Here is an 18,302-nt window from a genome sequence, read left to right as displayed (position 1 = left end):
CCAACGACAACGCGACCACCCCGGCGACAACGCGACCGGACCGGCACCGATCAGCCGCGCGACGACGGCATGATCCCGTTGCGCTCCAACGAAGCCGCCGCCTCCAACGCCATCCACCCGCCGAGCTGCACCGAGAGGTCCCGCTCCGCGCGCCCGGCGGCCGGCCGCTCCGCCCGCTCCGTCCACTCCGGACCGAACAGCGGTTCGCCGAGCACCGTCACCCGGTTCGCCCACACCGCTTCCGCCGACCGGTGCACGATCTCGGCGGCCCGGACCGCCTCCGGCCGGTCCAGCCGCAGCGCCGCCAGCGCGAGGTAGCGCGCCAGGATCCCGCCGAACAGCCCGCCGTCGCCGCCGCCGTGGCCGCGCAGCACGCCGTCGGCGGCCAGGGAGTCGTCCACCGCCGCGATGACGGCCGCCGCCCGGTCGGCGTAGTCGTCGCCGAGTTCGACGCACGCGCCGAGCACGACGCCCTGGCAGTAGGTGTAGACGGTCGTCTCGACCTCCCGGACCGACCCGTCCGGGTGGACGTGCAGGCCGTCCCAGAACAGACCGGTCCCCCGGTCCAGCAGGCGCTCCTCCAACCAGTCCACAGTGGACCGGGCGCGGTCGAGGTCGGCCCGGTCGCCGCCGGCCGCCGCGAGCCGGGCGAAGAAGATCGCCGCCGGGCCGTTGGCGGGCACGTTCTTGAAGTCGTCGTCGCGCCGCCACCAGATGCCGCCGCCGGCGTCGTCGGTCCACCCGGCCCGCAGCCGGCGCGCGATGGCGGCGACGGCCTTCGGCTTCGCCACCCCCGCTCGCGCGGCGCGCTGCAGCGCCAGGCCCAGCCACGCGATGTCGTCGTAGTACTCGTTCGTCCACCCCACGAGGTTGCGCACGCGGATGCCGCGCACCAGCCGCCGGATCACGCCCAGGCGCGCGTCGGTGGGCGAGCGGAGCTGGGCGTCGAGGAAGCAGTCGAGCAGGTGCGCCTGCCACCAGTAGCTGAACCGCACGTGCACCCGCGCCGGCCAGTCCACCGGCCACCCGGTCGCACCCAGCGCGGTGCCCGGCAACCCCCAGACCCGCCGCAGGTGGCGGTTCTCGACCGCGCGTTCGGCGACACCCGCGCGGGTGGCGAGGATCTTCGTCGTCGTCACGGCACCAGCCTGCGCCCTCGACCGGTCAAGAAGCGCGCCGGAACAGCGCCCAGTGGTACAGCGCCATGGCGACGCTGGTGGTCAGGTTGTAGCTGGAGACCTTCGGCCGCATCGGCAGCGACACCACCCGGTCGGCGCGTCGGCGCACCGCGTCGGACAGGCCGTGCCGCTCCGACCCGAACGCGAGCACCGCGTCGTCGGGCAGCGCGGCGTCCCGCAGGTCCGACCCGTCGGCGTCGAAGGCGACCACCTCGCCCGCGAGGTCGTCCAGCGCGGCCAACCGCCCCACCGGCAGCGCGTAGTGCAGCCCGGCGCTGCCCCGCAGCACCGCGGGGTGCCACGGGTCGACGTCCCCGGTGGAGACCACGCCGCCCGCGCCCAGCCCGGCGGCGACCCGGACCACCGCGCCGAAGTTGCCCGGGTTGCGGGGGTTGTCCAGCAGCACCAGCGGCGCGGTCCGGGTCACCGGCCCGACCTCCGCCGGCCGCGCGGCCAGCGCGCCCACCCCGGTCGGGTGCCCCCGCCCGACCACCGCGGCGAACCCGGCGGCGTCGACCTCCCGCGCCCGCTCCCGGAACACCGCCAGCAGGTCGGGGGCGTGGGACCGCGCGAGCGCCGCCGCCCGCTCCCGGTCGAGCACGACGATCGGGTCCACCTCCGCGCCGAACCGCAACGCGTGCTTGACCGCGTGAAAGCCTTCCAGGACCACTCGTCCTACCACGCCGCTCCCCGCACCAGACCGACCTCGCGGGGGATCGTAACCGCGCGGCTCAGCGGCACACCCCGGAGTGCCCCGGCGACGACCCCGCCTCGGCCCGCCGCCGCAGGTGGAAACCGACCCACGACACGACGACCGCGAACCCCACCACCAGCTGGACGGTCTGCGCGGCGGACTCCGGGTACAGCACGCCGTCGATGTAGGTGTCGATGAAGCCGGTGGACAGCTCCGGCCCGCCGGCGGCGGCGCGGAACTCGTTCTCCAGCCACGTCAGCGGGCAGGCCAGGGGGAAGGTCACCACCAGCAGCCCCCACGCCGCCATCGCCAGGTGCGGGTAGATCAGCCGGGGCCAGCGCCACGCCAGGAAGCCGCCCACCACCAGGAAGATCAGCACCCCGAAGTGGAGCACCATCACCAGTTCGGCGAACGCGCGCGCGACCATAGCGACCTCCCTGCCACCCAGGGTAGGCCGGGCCGGGGGGCCGTGCGCGGCATATAGCGCACGTCACCCGCGGGGCAGCGCCTGCCAGGGCACCCGCGAAGCGACGTCCAGCAGCAGGTCGGCGAGGGCGCCCAGCGGCGCCTGCGGCAGCGGGCCCGGCGCCGCCGCCGCGAGGTTGTGCTCGTCGAACGCGATCGCCACGCCGATCGCGCGCGGGTCCTGCAGCAGCGCCTGGGCCAGCCCGGAGCCCAGCAGCGCCGCGGCGAACGCCGGGTTCTTCCGGCGCACCTCGTAGCGGCCGTCGAACGCCGGGTCGCCGGTCGCCGAGAACTCCTCGAACAGGCCCCACACGCTGTCGTTGCGCGGGCTGATCAGCACCCACGGCCCCGGCATCGGGCGGGGCACGACGACCACGGAGTACGTCCGGTACTCCGCGGCCACCACGTTGTCCGCGCGCAGCACCACCTCGACGGCCAGCACGGGGACGCCCCGCCAGTGGCCGACCAGCTGGCACTTCACCCGGCTGCGGTCGGCCTCCAGCATCCGGCCGAGCTGCGGCACGCGTTCCGGGAAGCCCTGGTCCTCGGCGACGAACCGCCAGCCCAGGGAGGTCTCCAGCGCCCGCATCCGCTGCTCCCACTGGTTCGCGAACCGCTGGTCCGCGAACGGGTCGCGCCTGCGGCGCGCCAACCCCACGGCGACCCCCACCCCGAGGACCGCCACGACCACCAGCAGCAGGACGACGCCCGCCATCAGGCCAATCCGAGGTCCGCGAGGTCCAGCAGGTAGCGGTAGGCCAACCCCTGCGCCTCGATCACCTCGCGGGCGACGGTGCCCCGGTCCACGACCGTCGCGACGCCGACGACGTGGGCGCCCGCCTCGCGCAGGGCCTCGACCGCGGTCAGCACGCTGCCGCCCGTGGTGGAGGTGTCCTCGACCGCCAGCACCCGCTGCCCCGCGACCTCGATGCCCTCGATGCGGCGCTGCATCCCGTGCTGCTTGGCCGCCTTGCGCACCACGAACGCGTCCAGCACCTCCCCGGCCGCCGCCGCGGCGTGCATCATCGCGCAGGCCACCGGGTCCGCGCCCAGGGTCAGGCCGCCCGCCGCGACGTAGTCCCAGTCGGCGGTGAGCTGCCGCAGCAGCCTGCCGATCAGCGGGGCGGCGGCGTGGTGCAGCGTCGCGCGGCGCAGGTCGATGTAGTAGTCGGCCTCGGCGCCCGAGGACAACGTCACCTTGCCGTGCACGACGGCCAACTCGCTCACCAGCCGCGCCAGTTCCGCCTTGGCGCCGGAGTCCAGAACCACTTCAGTTCGCACGGGGACCAAGCCTGTCATACGCCCGTACGCTGGCACACCGTGACGCTTCCCGACACCCTGGTCATCGAGCAGCCGTGGGGCGCCGCCCGGCACCTGTTCGGCACCCGCTACGAGGTCCGCGCCTACACCGAGCACGGCGCGCCGGTCGCGGCGGTGGCGGACCGCGGCCGGCTCGGCCCGGTGCGCAGGCTCTTGCGCACCACGGGTTTCTCCGGCCGCACGGTGTTCGACCTCGTGGTGTCCGACCTCGCGGGTCCCGGCCCGGTGGCGCCCGGCCTCGCGGCGCCGGGTCCGGGCCGGCCGCTGCTGCTGATCCGGAAAGGACCGGGCAAACCACCGACCCGGGTGACCCGAGCGGACGGCGTGGCGCTCGGCTCGGTGCGCCGCGAGAGCCGCACCCACTACGCGCTGCTCGACCCCGCCGGGCAGCGGATCTGCTACTTCGGCGACGTCGCCGGGTTCACCCGGGGCGCGATCGCCGAGCGGGATGGCCGGCGGGTGCGCCGCGACGTGCTGCGGGTGCGCCCCGACGCGCCCGAACCGGCGCGGTCGCTGGCCGTCGCGGTCGGCCTCGCGTTCGACGTGGTCCGCGGCGTGGGCACCAACCACACCGGGGGCGACGGGTTCGACTTCCCCGCCGCCTGACCGGCGCCACCCGACCGGCGCCACCGGTCCGCGCCACCGACCGACGTCACCTGACCCGCGCCACCCGACCGGCGTCTCCAGGCCCACGCCACCCGACCCGCGTCGCCAGGCTGGCGTCACCCGACCGGCGTCACCAGGCGTCCTCGGTGAACTGCCCCGGCTCGTCGTCGTCATCGCGGCGGGCCGGGCGCGGTGCGCCGGCGGCGGCGACGTCCTCGGGGTCGTCGCCCTCCCGCAGGGCCGCGTAGGCGCGCCGGAGCTCGGGCACGCCCGCCTGCACCGCGCGCTGCACGCCCTCGTCGCCCGCGCGCTCACCGGACGCGACGTCCCGCCAGGACAGCTCGCCCGAGTCGACCCGCCGGGCCAGGTCGCGCAGCTCGCGCGGCGCGGCGGCGCTGCGGGCGAACCGGGAGATCTCCGCGTAGTCCGCTTCGGACAGCCCGCGGGACCGCAGCTGCACCCCGGTGGCCTCGCGGGAGGTCCGCTCCGCCTCGGACAGCCGCCGGTCCACGTCGGCCACCAGCGCGTCCAGCCGCGCCCGGTCGTAGGGGAAGGTCACTGCCCACCCCCGCCGCCACCGGCGCCGCTCGCGGCCGGGGCGGGCGCTCCACCGCCGCCCGTCCCACCACCGCCACCGGTCCCACCGCCGGCGCCGCCACCGGACGCGCCGGCGCTGTACCGGCCGGTGCCGCCGACGGCGCTCTTCAGCCCGTAGCCGTCCAGCGCCAGGCTGAACGCGCCGGACTTCACGGCCGACTTGCCGTTGTCGAACTTCTGCTTGCCGTCCTGGACCCCGTCGACCACGTCGAGCAGGTCGTTGACGTCGCGCACGTCCTTGAGCTTCGACAGCGCCGTGCCCATGGCGACGATGCCGTCCACCATGCCCCGCACGCCCTCGATGATCGTCTGGATGGACAGGATGATCTTGCGGATGGCGTCCACGATCTGGATCGCGTCGTAGACCATCCACACCGCGCGGCCCCAGCCGACCACCGGGATGGGCGCCATGAGCACGGCTTCCATCAGCTTGGTGACCAGCTTGTCCAGCAGGGTCAGCGCGAGGCCGGTGGCCGTGCGGCAGGTCGAGGCCATCGACTGGAACTTGTTGCCGATGATCCGCGCCACCTGCGAGTCCGCCTCGATGGCGAGCACCCACATGGTGCTCATGCGCAGCTCGAACGCCTGCGCCGCGTCGCCCTCCCAGTGCGGCCCCAGCTGCTCGACGCCCGCGCCGACGTTGTGCCGCACCGAGTCCAGGGCCTTCGCGACCTGGTCCCACGCGTTGGCGTTGGCGTCGATCTTCTCGAAGTCGCCCAGCAGCGGGCTGATCAGCGACTCGACCAGGTTCTCGCCGGTGACCTGCTCGTAGATCCAGTTGACGCCCTGGATCTTCCAGCCGGCCTTCTCGATCAGCTCCCTGGTGGTCTGCCTGCCCGGCCGGTCCTCGGCGGCGGCGCGCAGGGCGACGGAGGGGTCCTCGACGTCGGCGTAGGCGGTCACCGGCCACCTCCGAGCGCGGGCGCCTGCGCGGCCTCGGCCAGCTGGGCGAGCACCTGGTCCAGGACGCCCAGCGCGGCCTGCTCGCCCTGTGCGTAGAGGTCGGCGGCCTTGGTCAGGCCCTCGGCCTCCTTGACCATCATCCGGTTGGCGAAGTCCAGCGTCTCGCCGTAGAGGTTCGCGACACCGGTCACGACGGGGTGGAGCAGCGCGAGCAGCCCGGTGAAGCCCGCGGTGTCACCGCCCCTGGTCACCGCGTGGTCCTTGATGGTCAGGAAGTGCTGCGCGTTGCGGGTCAGCAGCTCGCCGTACCCGTGCAACTCGGCAGGCTCGACCTTGAAGCCCTCACCCATGGGCGGATCCCTCCTCCTCCACTTCGGGGAGTGGGACGGTCCGGATGGCCGCCGGGTTCCCGCCGATCGCGGACCGGCCGTCAGGTGCGACCGCGGGCGCCCGCCGCGCGGGAGGCCAGCGCGCGCAGCACGCCGCGCGGGAGCAGCCTGCTCAGCGCCAGGATCGCCTTGTACTGCGCGCCCGGGACCGACAGCAGCCGCCCGGCGCGCAGGTCGGCGAGGCAGTCGCGCACCACGCGGTCGGCGTCCAGCCAGAGGAACTCCGGCGTGCCGGACATGTCGATGCGCGCGCGCCGGTGGAACTCGGTGCGCACGAAACCGGGGCACAGGGCCAGCACGCGCACGCCCGTGCCCGCCGTCGCCTGCGCCATGCCCTCGGAGAACGACGTCACCCACGCCTTGTCCGCGCTGTAGGTCGAGCCGCGGCCGGGCAGGAAGCCGGCGACGCTGGACACGTTGACCACCGCGCCCCGGCGGCGCTCCACCATGCCGGGCAGGGCGGCCCGGGTCAGCCGCAGCACGCTGGTCACGTTCACGTCGAGCTGGGCCTGCAGCTCGGCCGCGTCGGCGGTGGGGAACTCGCCCGAGATGGCGAAGCCCGCGTTGTTCACCAGGAGGTCGAACGGCCGGGCGGCCAGCACCGCCTCCACCTGCGCGCGGCCCTCGGCGGTGGCCAGGTCGGCGGGCAGCGCGTCCACCCGGACGCCGTGCCGGTCGCGCAGCGCCGCCGCGGTCGCCTCCAGGCGGTCGGCCGTGCGGGCGACCAGCACCAGGTCGTCGCCCTCGGCGGCGAGCCGGCGCGCGAACGCGGCCCCCAACCCGGCCGTCGCGCCGGTGACCAGGGCCAGCGGCGGCGTCACGACTTGCGGCCGAACTGCGGGCGGTGGACCTCGCCACCGGTCTCGGCCTCCGGGTCGGCGTCGAACGGGTCCACCACGTCGGCCAGCTCCCCCAGGTCTCGCAGCAGTCGTTCCAGCCGGGCGGGCGTCGAGTTGGGCGGCGCGGCGGCCAGCACCCAGTCGTTCTCCAGCCACACCACGGTCACGTCCCCGCCGATCTCCTCGGCGGCGTCCACCAGGTCCGGGGTGATCAGCCTGCGCGCGGCGGGCAGCTCGCCGACGAACGCGTACCGCGAGCCGACCGGGCCCAGCAGGTCGGGCATCTGGTCGCGCTGGAACGGCACGCTGGGCAGCCACAGCTCGACCACCACGCCGATCGCGCGCCGGCAGCGCACGCCGACCAGCACCGAGTTGACCTTGCCGCCGGTCTCGTGGTCGAGCACGTAGACCTGGCGGCGGCCGTCCGCGGTGAACGTCGAGCCCGCCACCACGTCCTTCGCCACGCCCGTGCCGTAGTACGCGATCGCGCCGCTCTCCCAGCGGGTGGGCAGCACGTGGTCGGTCTCCTCGAACTGCCACCCGCGCAACGCCGCCCACCGACGCCGCTCGCGGTTGCGCGCGGTGCGCTGCGCCCGGTCGGTGGCGAGCAGGACGAACCCCGCCACACCCGCGACCGCGGCGACGGTGAACCAGACCCACGCCGGTATGCCCACGGGTGCGAGGGTAGCGGGCCGGGCGGGCAGAACGAAGATCACGCGCGGGGCGGTTCGCGTGATCGGACCAACCCGTTACCCGCCGGCGCCGGGGGGCGCGCCCCCCGGCGTTCGGCTCAACCCGTCGGACCGACGGGCCCTCAGGGCCTTCCGACGATCAGCCCCGACTGGTCCTCCAGCACGTCCACCCGCACCGCGTCCCCGTCGCGCACCTCGCCGGCCAGCAGCTCCTTGGCCAGCTGGTCGCCGATGGCGGACTGGACCAGCCGCCGCAGCGGCCGCGCGCCGTAGACCGGGTCGAAGCCGTTGATCGCCAGCCACTCCCGCGCGGCGGGCGTGACCTGCAGCGACAGCCGCCGCTGGGCCAGCCGCCGGGCCAGCCGGTCGACCTGGATGTCCACGATGGAGGTCAGCTCCTCGGTGGCCAGCGCGCGGAACACGACCACGTCGTCGAGCCGGTTGAGGAACTCCGGCTTGAAGTGCGCCCGGACCACCGACATGACCGCGTCGGTGCGCTGCCGCTCGTCCAGGGCGGGGTCCGCGATGGCCTGCGAGCCGAGGTTCGAGGTCAGCACCAGGATGGTGTTGCGGAAGTCGACCGTGCGGCCCTGGCCGTCGGTCAGCCGGCCGTCGTCGAGGACCTGGAGCAGCACGTCGAACACGTCCGGGTGAGCTTTTTCCACCTCATCGAGGAGCACCACGCTGTACGGGCGCCGCCGCACGCTCTCGGTGAGCTGCCCGCCCTGGTCGTAGCCGACGTAGCCGGGGGGAGCGCCGACCAGGCGGGCCACCGAGTGCTTCTCGGAGTACTCGCTCATGTCGATGCGGATCATCGCCCGCTCGTCGTCGAACAGGAACTCCGCCAGCGCCTTGGCCAGCTCGGTCTTGCCCACGCCGGTGGGGCCCAGGAACAGGAAGCTGCCGGTCGGCCGGTCCGGGTCGGCCACGCCCGCGCGGGTGCGCCGCACGGCGTCGGAGACCACCCGCACCGCCTCGGCCTGGCCGACGACGCGCTTGGCCAGCTCGTCCTCCATTCGCAGCAGCTTCGCCGTCTCGCCCTCCAGCAGGCGGCCCGCCGGGATGCCGGTCCACGCGCTGACGACGTCGGCGACGTCGTCCGGCCCGACCTCCTCCTTCAGCATCACCGCGGCGTCCTGGGTGGTGCGGGTCGCGGCCTCCAGCTCCTTCTCCAGCGCCGGGATGCGGCCGTAGCGCAGCTCGGCGGCCCGGCCCAGGTCGCCGTCGCGCTCGGCGCGCTCGGACTCGCCGCGCAGCTGCTCCAGCTGCTCCTTCAGGTCGCGGACCTTCTCGATGGAGCCCTTCTCGTTCTGCCAGCGCGCGGTCAGCGCGGCCAGCGCCTCGCGCTTCTCGGCCACCTCGGCGCGCAGCGCGGCCAGCCGCTCCACGGAGGCGGCGTCGGACTCCTTGGCCAGCGCCATCTCCTCGATCTCCAGCCGGCGGACGGCCCGCTCCACCTCGTCGATCTCGACCGGGCGGGAGTCGATCTCCATGCGCAGCCGGGAGGCCGACTCGTCGACCAGGTCGATCGCCTTGTCCGGCAGGAACCGGGCGGTGATGTACCGGTCGGACAGCGTGGCCGCCGCGACCAGGGCCGCGTCGGTGATGCGCACGCCGTGGTGCACCTCGTAGCGGTCCTTGAGGCCGCGCAGGATGCCGATGGTGTCCTCCACGGTCGGCTCGCCCACCAGGACCTGCTGGAAGCGGCGCTCCAGGGCCGGGTCCTTCTCCACGTGCTCGCGGTACTCGTCCAGCGTGGTCGCGCCGACCATGCGCAGCTCGCCGCGCGCGAGCATCGGCTTGATCATGTTGCCCGCGTCCATGGCGGACTCGCCGGTCGCGCCCGCGCCCACGATGGTGTGCAGCTCGTCGATGAAGGTGACGACCCGGCCGGCCGAGTCGGTGATCTCCTTGAGCACGGCCTTGAGCCGCTCCTCGAACTCGCCCCGGTACTTGGCGCCCGCCACCATCGCGCCCAGGTCCAGCGCCACGACCCGCTTGCCGCGCAGGCTCTCCGGCACGTCGCCCGCGACGATGCGCTGCGCCAGGCCCTCGACGATGGCGGTCTTGCCGACGCCGGGCTCGCCGATCAGGACGGGGTTGTTCTTGGTGCGCCGGCTGAGCACCTGCACGACCCGGCGGATCTCGGCGTCGCGGCCGATCACCGGGTCCAGCTCGCCCTTGCGGGCGCGCTCGGTCAGGTCGACGCCGTACTTCTCCAGCGCCTGGTAGGTGCCCTCCGGGTCCGGGCTGGTCACCCGCGCCGAGCCGCGCACCCGGCCGAACGCCTCCTTGAGCGCGTCGGGCGTCGCGCCGTGCCGGGTGAGCAGGTCGGCGACCTGGCCGCCGTGCTGCGCCAGGCCCACCAGGAGGTGCTCGGTGGAGACGTACTCGTCGCCCATCTCCGTGGCCAGCTCCTGCGCCTTGCCCAGCACGCGGACCGCGTCGCGCGACAGCTGGGGCGCGGACACCGAGGAGCCGCTGGCCGCCGGCAGCGCGCGGGACAGCTGCTCCAGCTCCTTGTGCACCTGCTTGGGGTCGGCCCCCACGGCGGACAGCAGCGGCGCGGTGAGCCCGTCGCCCTGGGCCAGCAGCGCGCCGAGGAGGTGGACGGAGGTGACGTCGGGGTTGCCGGCGACGGTCGCCGCCTGCACCGCGGCGGACACCGCCTGCTGGGTCTTCGTGGTCGGGTTGAAAGCGTCCATTCCTCACCTCGGTCGGCGTGTCGTGCGCGGCCTCAGCGGCCGTCGCACCGTCAACGTCAGAAAAGTTGAGCCGGTTCCGCTCAACCTACCGGACGGACTGTGGCGTCGACCACGCTTGACCTCCAGCGTGATCGAGGTCCTACGTTCGGTGACATGACCGTCAAGCTGAACCACACGATCGTCTCCGCCCATGACGCCCGGGCCACCGCGGACTTCCTCGTGGAGGTGTTCGGGTTCGCGCCCGCCGTCCCGTTCGGCCCGTTCCTCTCCGTCGAGACCGACAACGAGGTGACCCTCGACGTCATGTCGGTGCCGGGGGACATCACCTCGCAGCACTACGCGTTCATCGTCTCCGACGCCGAGTTCGACGACATCTTCGGCCGGGTCCGGGAGCGCGGCCTGACCTACTGGGCCGACCCGTTCGGCCGGGAGCCCGGCCGGATCAACACCAACGACGGCGGGCGCGGCGTCTACTTCGAGGACCCCAACGGCCACAAGCTGGAGATCATCACGGTGCCCTACGGGGGTTAATCGGGGTGCGGCGCCCCCTCGGCACCCGTGATGATCACCGCATGAGCTCACTCGTGCACAGCATCACGGTCGACTGCGCCGACGCCTACGCGCTGGGCAGCTGGTGGAGCCGGGTGACCGGCCGGCCGCTGGCCGACGACGACCACCCCGGCGACCCGGCGGCGGTGATCGAGCTGCCGGAGGGGCCGCGCCTGCTGTTCATCGGCGTCCCCGAGGGCAAGGCCGTGAAGAACCGGATCCACCTCGACCTCGTGCCCGACTCCACGCGGGACCAGGAGGTCGAGCGCCTGCTCGGCATCGGCGCCACCCTGGTGGACGACCGGCGCCGGCCGGACGGGAGCGGCTGGGTCGTGCTGGCCGACCCGGAGGGCAACGAGTTCTGCGTCGAGCGCAGCCCGGCGGAGCGGGCCGCCTCCTAGCCGCGTCACCCGCACGTCGCAGCCGGTTGTCCACACCACGCGTACAGTTGTCCACAATCCGCAGGTGTGAATCCACAGGCCGGCGGCGCGCACCGCACCGGTGCGGGCACCGGCTGCCACGGGTGGTTCCCCGCCCCGTCGACCGGACGGGGCGGACCGCGGCCGACGCCGGGACGCGAGGTGGGCGCCGATGATCGCCGGTCGGTGGACCACAATCCGCAGACCCGGTACAAGTGGTGGGGGACGTTCACCCGGTAGGCCCACACGCCGCGACCAGCTGTGATCAGGCTGCACTCGAAGGTGGCATCAAGGCGTCGGCCGGCCAGTTGACGGGTTAGCCTCCCACCGTCGGGGATGGAAGCTTGACGAGGACGTAGCGCCTTGCCGGCGCCGCCAGAAACGTGGAGACTGCGCCCGGACCATGACTGCGAACGCCGTGTTGAGCCCCATCCCGAGCCCCCCTCCCCACCGAGAGCCCCCTCCGGGCGTCACCGCGATGGTGCGGATGATCCGGGAGAGCTTCGCGGTGGTCGAGCCGCGCTCCGACGAGGTCGCGAAGTTCTTCTACGGAATGCTCTTCAGCCTCGCGCCGGCCACCCGCGAGATGTTCCCCGCGAACATGGAGGTGCAGCGCAGCAGGCTGCTGCGGGCACTGGTCCACGTCGTGCAGATGGTGGACCGCCCGGACGACCTGATCCCGTTCCTGCGCCAGCTCGGCCGCGACCACCGCAAGTTCGGCGTGGTCAGCGTGCACTACGAGTCGGTGGGCACCGCGCTGCTCGCGGCCGTGAAGAAGTACGCCGGCCCGGTCTGGACGCCCCAGGTCGAACTGGCCTGGGCCGAGGCGTACACGATCATGGCCCGCGCCATGCAGGAGGCGGCGGCGGCCGACGACGGGCCCGCCTACTGGCACGCCACCGTCCTGGAGCACCAGCGGGTGAGCTGGGACCTCGCCGTGGTCCGGCTCCAGCCCGACCACCCGATCGGCTACCGCGCCGGCCAGTACGTCAGCGTCGAGACGCCCCAGCGCGCGCGGATGTGGCGCTACTTCTCGCCCGCGAACGCGCCGCGCGAGGACGGCATCATCGAGTTCCACATCCGCTCGGTCGAGGGCGGCTGGGTGAGCCGGTCCATCGTCGGGCACACCCAGGCCGGTGACGTGTGGCGCCTCGGGCCGCCCATGGGCCGCCTGCACGTCGACCGCCGGGCGGGCCGCGACGTGCTCATGATCGCGGGCGGGACGGGCGTCGCGCCCATGCACGCCATCATCGACGGGATGGCGCAGTGGGGCGAGAACCCCCGCGTGCACCTGTTCGTCGGCGGGCGCACCCGCGAGGACCTCTACGACCTGGACAACCTGCAGCGGTTCGCGATGACCAACCCGTGGCTGACCGTCGTGCCGGTGCTGGAGTCCGACCCCGGCGCGCGGGGGATCGAGCGCGGCACGCTGGCCGACGCCGTCACCCGCTACGGGGCGTGGGAGGACCGGGACGTGCTGATCTGCGGTTCGCCGTCGATGATCCGGGCCACCGTGTCGCGGATGCTGGTCGCCGGCACGCCGCTGGACCGGATCAAGTACGACCCGTTCACGCTGGACTAGCGGCCGGCGCGGGAGCCCGCCGGGCAGTACCGCGGCCGGGCCGGTCGGCGCGCTCGGGCGTCGACCGGCCCGGCCGCGGTCCGCTCCGGGGAGCGGCGCGTCAGCGCCTGCCGTTCGGCTTCCAGACCACCAGGGCCGTCTCGTGGCGCACCGGCACGAGGTCGCGGCGCAGCGAGGCGTGCACGGACGCCGCCGCGTGCTCGGCCGCGGCCAGGGCGGAGGCCAGCTCCTCGGTCAGCTCCGCCACGCGGGTGCGCAGCGCGCCCACCTCGTTCTCCAGCTCGATGATCCGCTTGATCCCGGCCAGGTTCACGCCCTCCTCCTGCGAGAGGCGCTGCACCTCCCGCAGCAGCACGATGTCGCGCATCGAGTACCGCCGGCCGCCGCCGGACGTGCGGCCCGGCGACACCAGGCCCAGCCGGTCGTAGGACCGGAGGGTCTGGGCGTGCAGGCCGGACAGCTGCGCCGCCACCGAGATCACGAAGAACGGGGTGTCCTCGTCCGTCCCCGGTGGGAACGGGAACGTCATGTCGACCTCTTCTCCACCAGGGCGTTGAGGTCCGCCCTCGGGTCGTGCCGGGCGGTCGCCGCCGCGTACGCCTCCAGCGCCTCGCGCGCGGTGGCGTCCATGTTGTTCGGCACCGCCACCTGGAGCGTGATCAGCAGGTCGCCGACCTGGCCGTCGCGCTTGGCGATGCCCTTGCCCCTGGCCCGCAGCACGCGGCCGGAGGCCGTGCCCGCGGGCACCTTCAACGTCACCTTGCCGTCCAGCGTGGGCACGGTCAGCGTGGTGCCCAGCGCCAGTTCGGGGAACGTCACCGGCACCGTCACCGTCAGGTGGTCGCCCTGCCGGCCGAACACCGGGTCCGGGTTGACGTGCACGCGGACGAACAGGTCGCCGTTGGGCCCGTTGTTGCGCCCCGGCTCGCCCTGCCCGGCCAGCCTGATCCGCTGGCCGTCGTCCACGCCCGCCGGGATGCGGATGGTCAGCGTGCGGGTCCTGGTGCTGACCCCGTCGCCGCCGCACTCCGGGCACGGGTCGTCCACGATGCGCCCCGTGCCGCGGCAGTCGCCGCACGGCTCGGAGAACGCGAACGCGCCCTGGCTGCGGGTGACCAGCCCCGCGCCGGAGCAGGTCGGGCAGGTGCGCGGCGAGGTGCCCGGCCGCGCGCCCGACCCCGAGCACGTGGCGCAGGTCGCCGGGCTGGACAGCCTCATCGGCACCGTCGCGCCCCGCACGGCCTCGGAGAAGTCGATCCGCACGTCGGTCTCGACGTCCTCGCCCCGGCGCGGCCGGGTGGTCGACGTCGACGTGCCGCCCCGCCGGTTGAACAGGCCGCCGAGCAGGTCGCCCAGACCGCCCATGCCACCCGCCTGCTGCCGGTTGAACAGGTCGCCGACGTCGAACCCGCCGCCCTGGCCGAAGCCGCCGGGGAAGCCCCCGCCGCCCGCGAACAGGCGGCGGGCCTCGTCGTACTGCTTGCGCTTCGCGGCGTCCGACAGCACGCCGTACGCCTCGGACACGGACTTGAACCGCGCCTCGGCCTGGGCGTTGCCGGGGTTGGCGTCGGGGTGCAGCTCCCGCGCCAGCTTCCGGTACGCCTTCCTGATCTCGTCGGCCGAGGCGTCGGAGGAGACGCCCAACTCCCGGTAGAAGTCCTTGTCGATCCAGTCCCGAGCGCTCACCCGGACGTCCCCCCTTCCCTCAGTCCTGCTGCTGTTCGGCCGGCTGCTCCGCCGCCGGCTCGTGGTCGGTCACCGCGACCAGCGCGGGCCGCAGCACGCGCTCGCCGAACCGGTAGCCGCGCCGCAGCACGGCGGTCACCGTCGGGCCGCTCACGTCCGGGGACGTGCCGTGCTGCACCGCCTCGTGCACGGCGGGGTCGAAGCCCTCGCCCTCGTGCCCGAACGGCTCCAGCCCGACGCCGCGCAGCGCGCCGACCAGCTTGTCCGCCACCGCCTTGAACGCGCCGGTCAGGTCGCCGTGCGCGCCGGCCCGCTCCAGGTCGTCCAGGACGGCCAGCAGCTCGCCCGCCACCTGCGCCTTGGCGTTGCTGATCACCAGCTCCCGGTCGCGCTCGACGCGCTTGCGGTAGTTGGCGTACTCGGCGGTGAGCCGCTGGAGGTCCGCGGTGCGCTCGTCCAGCTGCGCCTTCAGCTCGGCGGCCGGGTCGGCGCCGGCGGGGTCGTTCGAGGGGGCGGCGTGGCGGCCGACCGCGTCGTCCGCCGGGACCTCGGAGGTCGCCGCGGCGGACTCCGCTCCGGGCGTCGCCTGCGCGTCCGGGGCGGCCTCGGGGACCGGCGGGCGCACCTCGCCGGTCTCCGGGTCGATCCGCCGGCGGTCGTGCACCACCACGTGGGGCTGCTCTTCCGGCTGGGTCACTTCTTCTCGTCCTCGTCCACGATCTCGGCGTCCACCACGTCGTCGGCCTTGGCGCCACCGGGCGCCGCGCCCGGCGCACCGGCGTCACCGGTCGGCGCGTCGGCCGGGTTGGCGCCCGTGTTGGCGTAGAGGGACTGGCCGATGGCCTGGGACTCGGTGGCCAGCTTCTCCACCGCGGACCGCACCTTGGCGATGTCCGTGCCCTTGAGCGCCTCGTTGGTCTCCTCCAGCGCGGCCTTGACCTTCTCCTTGACGTCGGCCGGGATCTTGTCGTCGTTCTCCTTGACGACCTTCTCGGTCTGGTAGACCAGCGTCTCGGCCTGGTTGCGGACCTCGGCCTCCTCGCGGCGGCGCTTGTCCTCCTCGGCGTGGGCCTCGGCGTCCTTGATCATCCGGTCGATGTCGTCCTTCGGCAGCGCCGAGCCGCCGGTGATCGTCATCCGCTGCTCCTTGCCCGTGCCCATGTCCTTCGCGGACACGTGCACGATGCCGTTCGCGTCGATGTCGAAGGTGACCTCGATCTGCGGGACGCCGCGCGGCGCGGGCGGCAGGCCGGTCAGCTCGAACATGCCGAGCTTCTTGTTGTCCGCCGCGAAGTCGCGCTCGCCCTGGTAGACCTGGATCTGCACCGAGGGCTGGTTGTCGTCGGCCGTCGTGAAGATCTCCGAGCGCTTGGTCGGGATGGTCGTGTTGCGCTCGATCAGCTTGGTCATCACGCCGCCCTTGGTCTCGATGCCCAGGGACAGCGGGGTGACGTCGAGCAGCAGGACGTCCTTGACCTCGCCCTTCAGCACACCGGCCTGCAGCGCCGCGCCGACCGCGACGACCTCGTCCGGGTTCACGCCCTTGTTCGGCTCCCGGCCGCCGGTCAGCTCCTTGACCAGCTCGGCGACGGCGGGCATGCGGGTGGAACCGCCGACCAGCACCACGTGGTCGATGTCGCCGACGGAGATGCCGGCGTCCTTGATCACGTTGTTGAACGGGGCGCGGGTGCGCTCCAGCAGGTCGTTGGTGATGCGCTGGAACTCGGCGCGGGACAGCGTCTCGTCCAGGAACAGCGGGTTCTTGTCCGCGTCGACCGTGATGTAGGGCAGGTTGATGGTGGCGTTGTTCGAGCTGGACAGCTCGATCTTCGCCTTCTCCGCGGCCTCGCGGATGCGCTGCAGCGCCATCTTGTCCTTGGTCAGGTCGATGCCGTTGCCCTGCTTGAAGCGCTCGACCAGCCAGTCGACGATGCGCTGGTCCCAGTCGTCGCCGCCGAGGTGGTTGTCACCGGAGGTCGCGCGGACCTCCACGACGCCGTCGCCCAGCTCCAGCAGCGAGACGTCGAACGTGCCGCCACCGAGGTCGAAGACCAGGATGGTCTGCTCCTTCTCGCCCTTGTCCAGGCCGTAGGCCAGGGCGGCGGAGGTGGGCTCGTTGACGATGCGCAGCACGTTGAGGCCCGCGATCTGGCCGGCCTCCTTGGTGGCCTGGCGCTGCGCGTCCTCGAAGTAGGCGGGGACGGTGATCACCGCGTCGGTGATCTCCTCGCCCAGGTAGGCTTCCGCGTCGCGCTTGAGCTTCATCAGCACGCGCGCGCTGATCTCCTGCGGGGTGTACTTCTTGCCGTCGACCTCTTCGGTCGTCCAGTTCGTGCCGATGTGCCGCTTGACCGACCGGATGGTCCGGTCGACGTTGGTCACCGCCTGGTTCTTGGCGGGCTGACCGACGAGCACCTCGCCGTTCTTGGCGAAGGCGACGATGGACGGGGTCGTCCGCGAACCCTCGGAGTTGGCGATCACCGTCGGCTCGCCACCTTCGAGTACCGCGACGACGGAGTTGGTCGTCCCCAGGTCGATGCCGACCGCTCGCGCCATTTGGATTCCTCCTGGTGATACGTGTGTGAGAGCCCCGCGTTGAGCGGTGTGCGCTCAAGTTTGCCAGGCCGGCGGGACTTGAGTCCACTGGGCTCAACCTTCCTGCTCGTCCAACGACCGGCGGCCCCGCGGTGTTCCCGGCGCGGGGTGATCCCCGACACCCGACCCGGTCCCGGACGCGCGCGGTCCCGGCGGGCGACCCCTCGCGGGGGCCGCCGGCCGGGACCGGGGGCGGGTGCTCAGGAGGCGCTCAGCGCCAGGTCGCCGCTGCCGGAGCGCAGGACGAGTTCGACGGTGGCGTTCGGGTCGTGGGGCACCTCGACGGCCTCCTCGCCGCTGCCCGCGTCGGTCCGCACGCGGTAGGAGCCCCTGGGCACGCGGACGGTGACGTTGCCCGAGCCGGACTCGGCGTGCACCCGCTGCGCGGCGGCCATCTCGACCTCGATGTCGCCGGAGCTGTCGTCCACCAGCACGGGCCCGCTCATCCGGGTCAGCCGGGCGTTGCCCGACCCGATCCGGCCGGTGAACTCGCCGCCGACGTCCGAGGCGGTCACGTCGCCCGAGCCGTTCTCCAGCCGCACGGCGCCGCCGATCTCGCGCACGACGGCGTCGCCGGAGCCGATGCTGACCTCCACGGCGGCGACCCGCTCCACCGTCACGTCACCGGAGTCGTTGTGGCCCACCACCTTCACGTCCTCGGAGGGCACGGTGACGTGGTAGTCCACCGAGCACCGGTCGCCGCACCCGTCGAGCACGAGCGTGTCGCCCTCCAGCCGGTGCGTGACGCCGTCGGGCCGGTCGTCCCTGGTGTGGTGGACGGTCCGCCGGACCTCGACCGCGCCGCCACCGCCGTCCCTGCTGCGCAGGGTGACGTCACCGGAGCCGTTCTGGATGCGCACGGCGACCACCGCCCCGGTCACCTCGTGCCGGTCTTCGAACCTGTGCTGCACCAGTCGCACGCAGGACGACAGCGCACCCGCCGCGGCCACCACCACGACGGCCGCCAACGCGATCCGCTTCACCACCACTGCCCCCTCGCCGTCAAGGACTACGGCCCCAAACCTAAGGTCGGCCCCACCTCCTCGACACCGGGGGAACCCCCGACCCGCAGGTAGGGCTGGC

Annotated in this window: 20 protein-coding genes; 4 read left to right on the top strand and 16 right to left on the bottom strand. The window is 73.6% G+C overall.

What is annotated here, in order from left to right; genetic code table 11:
- Window positions 1-50: 50 nt before the first annotated feature.
- The 5 genes from JOE68_RS15980 to pyrE all read right to left on the bottom strand — a co-directional run bounded on the left by JOE68_RS15980 (window position 51) and on the right by pyrE (window position 3,606).
- The gene (locus JOE68_RS15980) at window positions 51-1,139 is read right to left on the bottom strand and encodes a glycoside hydrolase family 76 protein (protein ID WP_204843134.1); all 1,089 of its coding nucleotides are present in this window, start codon (window positions 1,137-1,139) and stop codon (window positions 51-53) included.
- A 25-nt stretch (window positions 1,140-1,164) separates the two neighbouring features.
- Complete coding sequence (locus tag JOE68_RS15975) at window positions 1,165-1,860, bottom strand: TrmH family RNA methyltransferase (RefSeq protein WP_204843133.1); 696 nt, start codon at window positions 1,858-1,860, stop codon at window positions 1,165-1,167.
- A gap of 49 nt (window positions 1,861-1,909) precedes the next feature.
- Window positions 1,910-2,299 (bottom strand): DUF2784 domain-containing protein, encoded by a 390-nt coding sequence (locus JOE68_RS15970; RefSeq protein WP_204843132.1) that lies wholly within the window; start codon window positions 2,297-2,299, stop codon window positions 1,910-1,912.
- A gap of 63 nt (window positions 2,300-2,362) precedes the next feature.
- Window positions 2,363-3,052, bottom strand: coding sequence for a hypothetical protein (locus tag JOE68_RS15965; RefSeq protein ID WP_204843131.1), 690 nt, complete (start codon window positions 3,050-3,052; stop codon window positions 2,363-2,365).
- Entirely contained in the window at window positions 3,052-3,606 is a 555-nt protein-coding gene (gene pyrE, locus JOE68_RS15960; RefSeq protein WP_307820036.1) for an orotate phosphoribosyltransferase, read from the bottom strand. Before pyrE ends, JOE68_RS15965 begins: the two co-directional genes overlap by 1 nt.
- A gap of 51 nt (window positions 3,607-3,657) precedes the next feature.
- Here pyrE and JOE68_RS15955 point away from each other — a divergent pair, with 51 nt between their 5' ends.
- Window positions 3,658-4,263, top strand: coding sequence for a hypothetical protein (locus JOE68_RS15955; protein WP_204843129.1), 606 nt, complete (start codon window positions 3,658-3,660; stop codon window positions 4,261-4,263).
- Window positions 4,264-4,393: 130 nt separating this feature from the next.
- Here the strand turns inward: JOE68_RS15955 and JOE68_RS15950 are convergent, their stop codons facing one another.
- The 6 genes from JOE68_RS15950 to clpB form a co-directional block, all read right to left on the bottom strand.
- The gene (locus tag JOE68_RS15950; RefSeq protein WP_204843128.1) at window positions 4,394-4,822 is read right to left on the bottom strand and encodes a hypothetical protein; all 429 of its coding nucleotides are present in this window, start codon (window positions 4,820-4,822) and stop codon (window positions 4,394-4,396) included.
- Complete coding sequence (locus tag JOE68_RS15945) at window positions 4,819-5,763, bottom strand: WXG100 family type VII secretion target (RefSeq protein WP_204843127.1); 945 nt, start codon at window positions 5,761-5,763, stop codon at window positions 4,819-4,821. The genes JOE68_RS15950 and JOE68_RS15945 overlap by 4 nt, the downstream gene beginning before the upstream one ends.
- The gene (locus tag JOE68_RS15940; protein WP_204843126.1) at window positions 5,760-6,113 is read right to left on the bottom strand and encodes a hypothetical protein; all 354 of its coding nucleotides are present in this window, start codon (window positions 6,111-6,113) and stop codon (window positions 5,760-5,762) included. The genes JOE68_RS15945 and JOE68_RS15940 overlap by 4 nt, the downstream gene beginning before the upstream one ends.
- Before the next feature lie 80 nt (window positions 6,114-6,193).
- Window positions 6,194-6,973 carry an SDR family NAD(P)-dependent oxidoreductase gene (locus tag JOE68_RS15935; protein ID WP_204843125.1) on the bottom strand — a complete coding sequence of 260 codons (780 nt, stop codon included), beginning with the start codon at window positions 6,971-6,973 and terminating at the stop codon, window positions 6,194-6,196.
- On the bottom strand, window positions 6,970-7,665 hold the full coding sequence (locus tag JOE68_RS15930; RefSeq protein WP_204843124.1) for a TtfA family protein: 696 nt from the start codon (window positions 7,663-7,665) through the stop codon (window positions 6,970-6,972). The genes JOE68_RS15935 and JOE68_RS15930 overlap by 4 nt, the downstream gene beginning before the upstream one ends.
- Before the next feature lie 140 nt (window positions 7,666-7,805).
- Complete coding sequence (clpB, locus tag JOE68_RS15925; RefSeq protein ID WP_204843123.1) at window positions 7,806-10,388, bottom strand: ATP-dependent chaperone ClpB; 2,583 nt, start codon at window positions 10,386-10,388, stop codon at window positions 7,806-7,808.
- A 153-nt stretch (window positions 10,389-10,541) separates the two neighbouring features.
- On the opposite strand from clpB, the gene JOE68_RS15920 reads away from it, so the two are divergent.
- From JOE68_RS15920 to JOE68_RS15910, 3 genes are all read left to right on the top strand, one after another.
- A complete protein-coding gene (locus JOE68_RS15920) occupies window positions 10,542-10,919 on the top strand; it encodes a VOC family protein (protein WP_204843122.1) in 378 nt (125 codons plus the stop codon).
- A 41-nt stretch (window positions 10,920-10,960) separates the two neighbouring features.
- Entirely contained in the window at window positions 10,961-11,338 is a 378-nt protein-coding gene (locus JOE68_RS15915) for a VOC family protein (RefSeq protein WP_204843121.1), read from the top strand.
- A gap of 496 nt (window positions 11,339-11,834) precedes the next feature.
- A complete protein-coding gene (locus tag JOE68_RS15910; RefSeq protein ID WP_239562260.1) occupies window positions 11,835-12,938 on the top strand; it encodes an FAD-binding oxidoreductase in 1,104 nt (367 codons plus the stop codon).
- A gap of 100 nt (window positions 12,939-13,038) precedes the next feature.
- Here the strand turns inward: JOE68_RS15910 and JOE68_RS15905 are convergent, their stop codons facing one another.
- From JOE68_RS15905 to JOE68_RS15885, 5 genes are all read right to left on the bottom strand, one after another.
- Entirely contained in the window at window positions 13,039-13,467 is a 429-nt protein-coding gene (locus tag JOE68_RS15905; RefSeq protein WP_204843119.1) for a heat shock protein transcriptional repressor HspR, read from the bottom strand.
- Window positions 13,464-14,624, bottom strand: coding sequence for a molecular chaperone DnaJ (dnaJ, locus tag JOE68_RS15900; protein WP_204843118.1), 1,161 nt, complete (start codon window positions 14,622-14,624; stop codon window positions 13,464-13,466). The genes JOE68_RS15905 and dnaJ overlap by 4 nt, the downstream gene beginning before the upstream one ends.
- A 19-nt stretch (window positions 14,625-14,643) precedes the next feature.
- Window positions 14,644-15,321 (bottom strand): nucleotide exchange factor GrpE, encoded by a 678-nt coding sequence (gene grpE, locus JOE68_RS15895; RefSeq protein WP_204843117.1) that lies wholly within the window; start codon window positions 15,319-15,321, stop codon window positions 14,644-14,646.
- Complete coding sequence (dnaK, locus tag JOE68_RS15890; protein WP_204843116.1) at window positions 15,318-17,180, bottom strand: molecular chaperone DnaK; 1,863 nt, start codon at window positions 17,178-17,180, stop codon at window positions 15,318-15,320. The genes grpE and dnaK overlap by 4 nt, the downstream gene beginning before the upstream one ends.
- A gap of 239 nt (window positions 17,181-17,419) precedes the next feature.
- A complete protein-coding gene (locus JOE68_RS15885; RefSeq protein WP_204843115.1) occupies window positions 17,420-18,205 on the bottom strand; it encodes a DUF4097 family beta strand repeat-containing protein in 786 nt (261 codons plus the stop codon).
- Window positions 18,206-18,302: the final 97 nt, after the last annotated feature.

This window comes from Saccharothrix algeriensis, assembly GCF_016907655.1.
GTDB classification, from domain to species: domain Bacteria; phylum Actinomycetota; class Actinomycetes; order Mycobacteriales; family Pseudonocardiaceae; genus Actinosynnema; species Actinosynnema algeriense.
The sequence above is the reverse complement of the archived record's forward strand: the minus strand, read 5'-3'. Positions and strand labels throughout refer to the sequence as shown.

Excerpts from the sequence above, each read along its gene's own strand:
- JOE68_RS15965 (WP_204843131.1), bottom strand. The coding sequence starts at position 3,052 with ATGGCGGGCGTCGTCCTGCTGCTGGTGGTCGTGGCGGTCCTCGGGGTG.
- clpB (WP_204843123.1), bottom strand. The coding sequence starts at position 10,388 with ATGGACGCTTTCAACCCGACCACGAAGACCCAGCAGGCGGTGTCCGCC.
- JOE68_RS15940 (WP_204843126.1), bottom strand. The coding sequence starts at position 6,113 with ATGGGTGAGGGCTTCAAGGTCGAGCCTGCCGAGTTGCACGGGTACGGC.
- JOE68_RS15910 (WP_239562260.1), top strand. The coding sequence starts at position 11,835 with ATGGTGCGGATGATCCGGGAGAGCTTCGCGGTGGTCGAGCCGCGCTCC.
- dnaK (WP_204843116.1), bottom strand. The coding sequence starts at position 17,180 with ATGGCGCGAGCGGTCGGCATCGACCTGGGGACGACCAACTCCGTCGTC.
- JOE68_RS15920 (WP_204843122.1), top strand. The coding sequence starts at position 10,542 with ATGACCGTCAAGCTGAACCACACGATCGTCTCCGCCCATGACGCCCGG.
- JOE68_RS15905 (WP_204843119.1), bottom strand. The coding sequence starts at position 13,467 with ATGACGTTCCCGTTCCCACCGGGGACGGACGAGGACACCCCGTTCTTC.
- JOE68_RS15970 (WP_204843132.1), bottom strand. The coding sequence starts at position 2,299 with ATGGTCGCGCGCGCGTTCGCCGAACTGGTGATGGTGCTCCACTTCGGG.
- JOE68_RS15915 (WP_204843121.1), top strand. The coding sequence starts at position 10,961 with ATGAGCTCACTCGTGCACAGCATCACGGTCGACTGCGCCGACGCCTAC.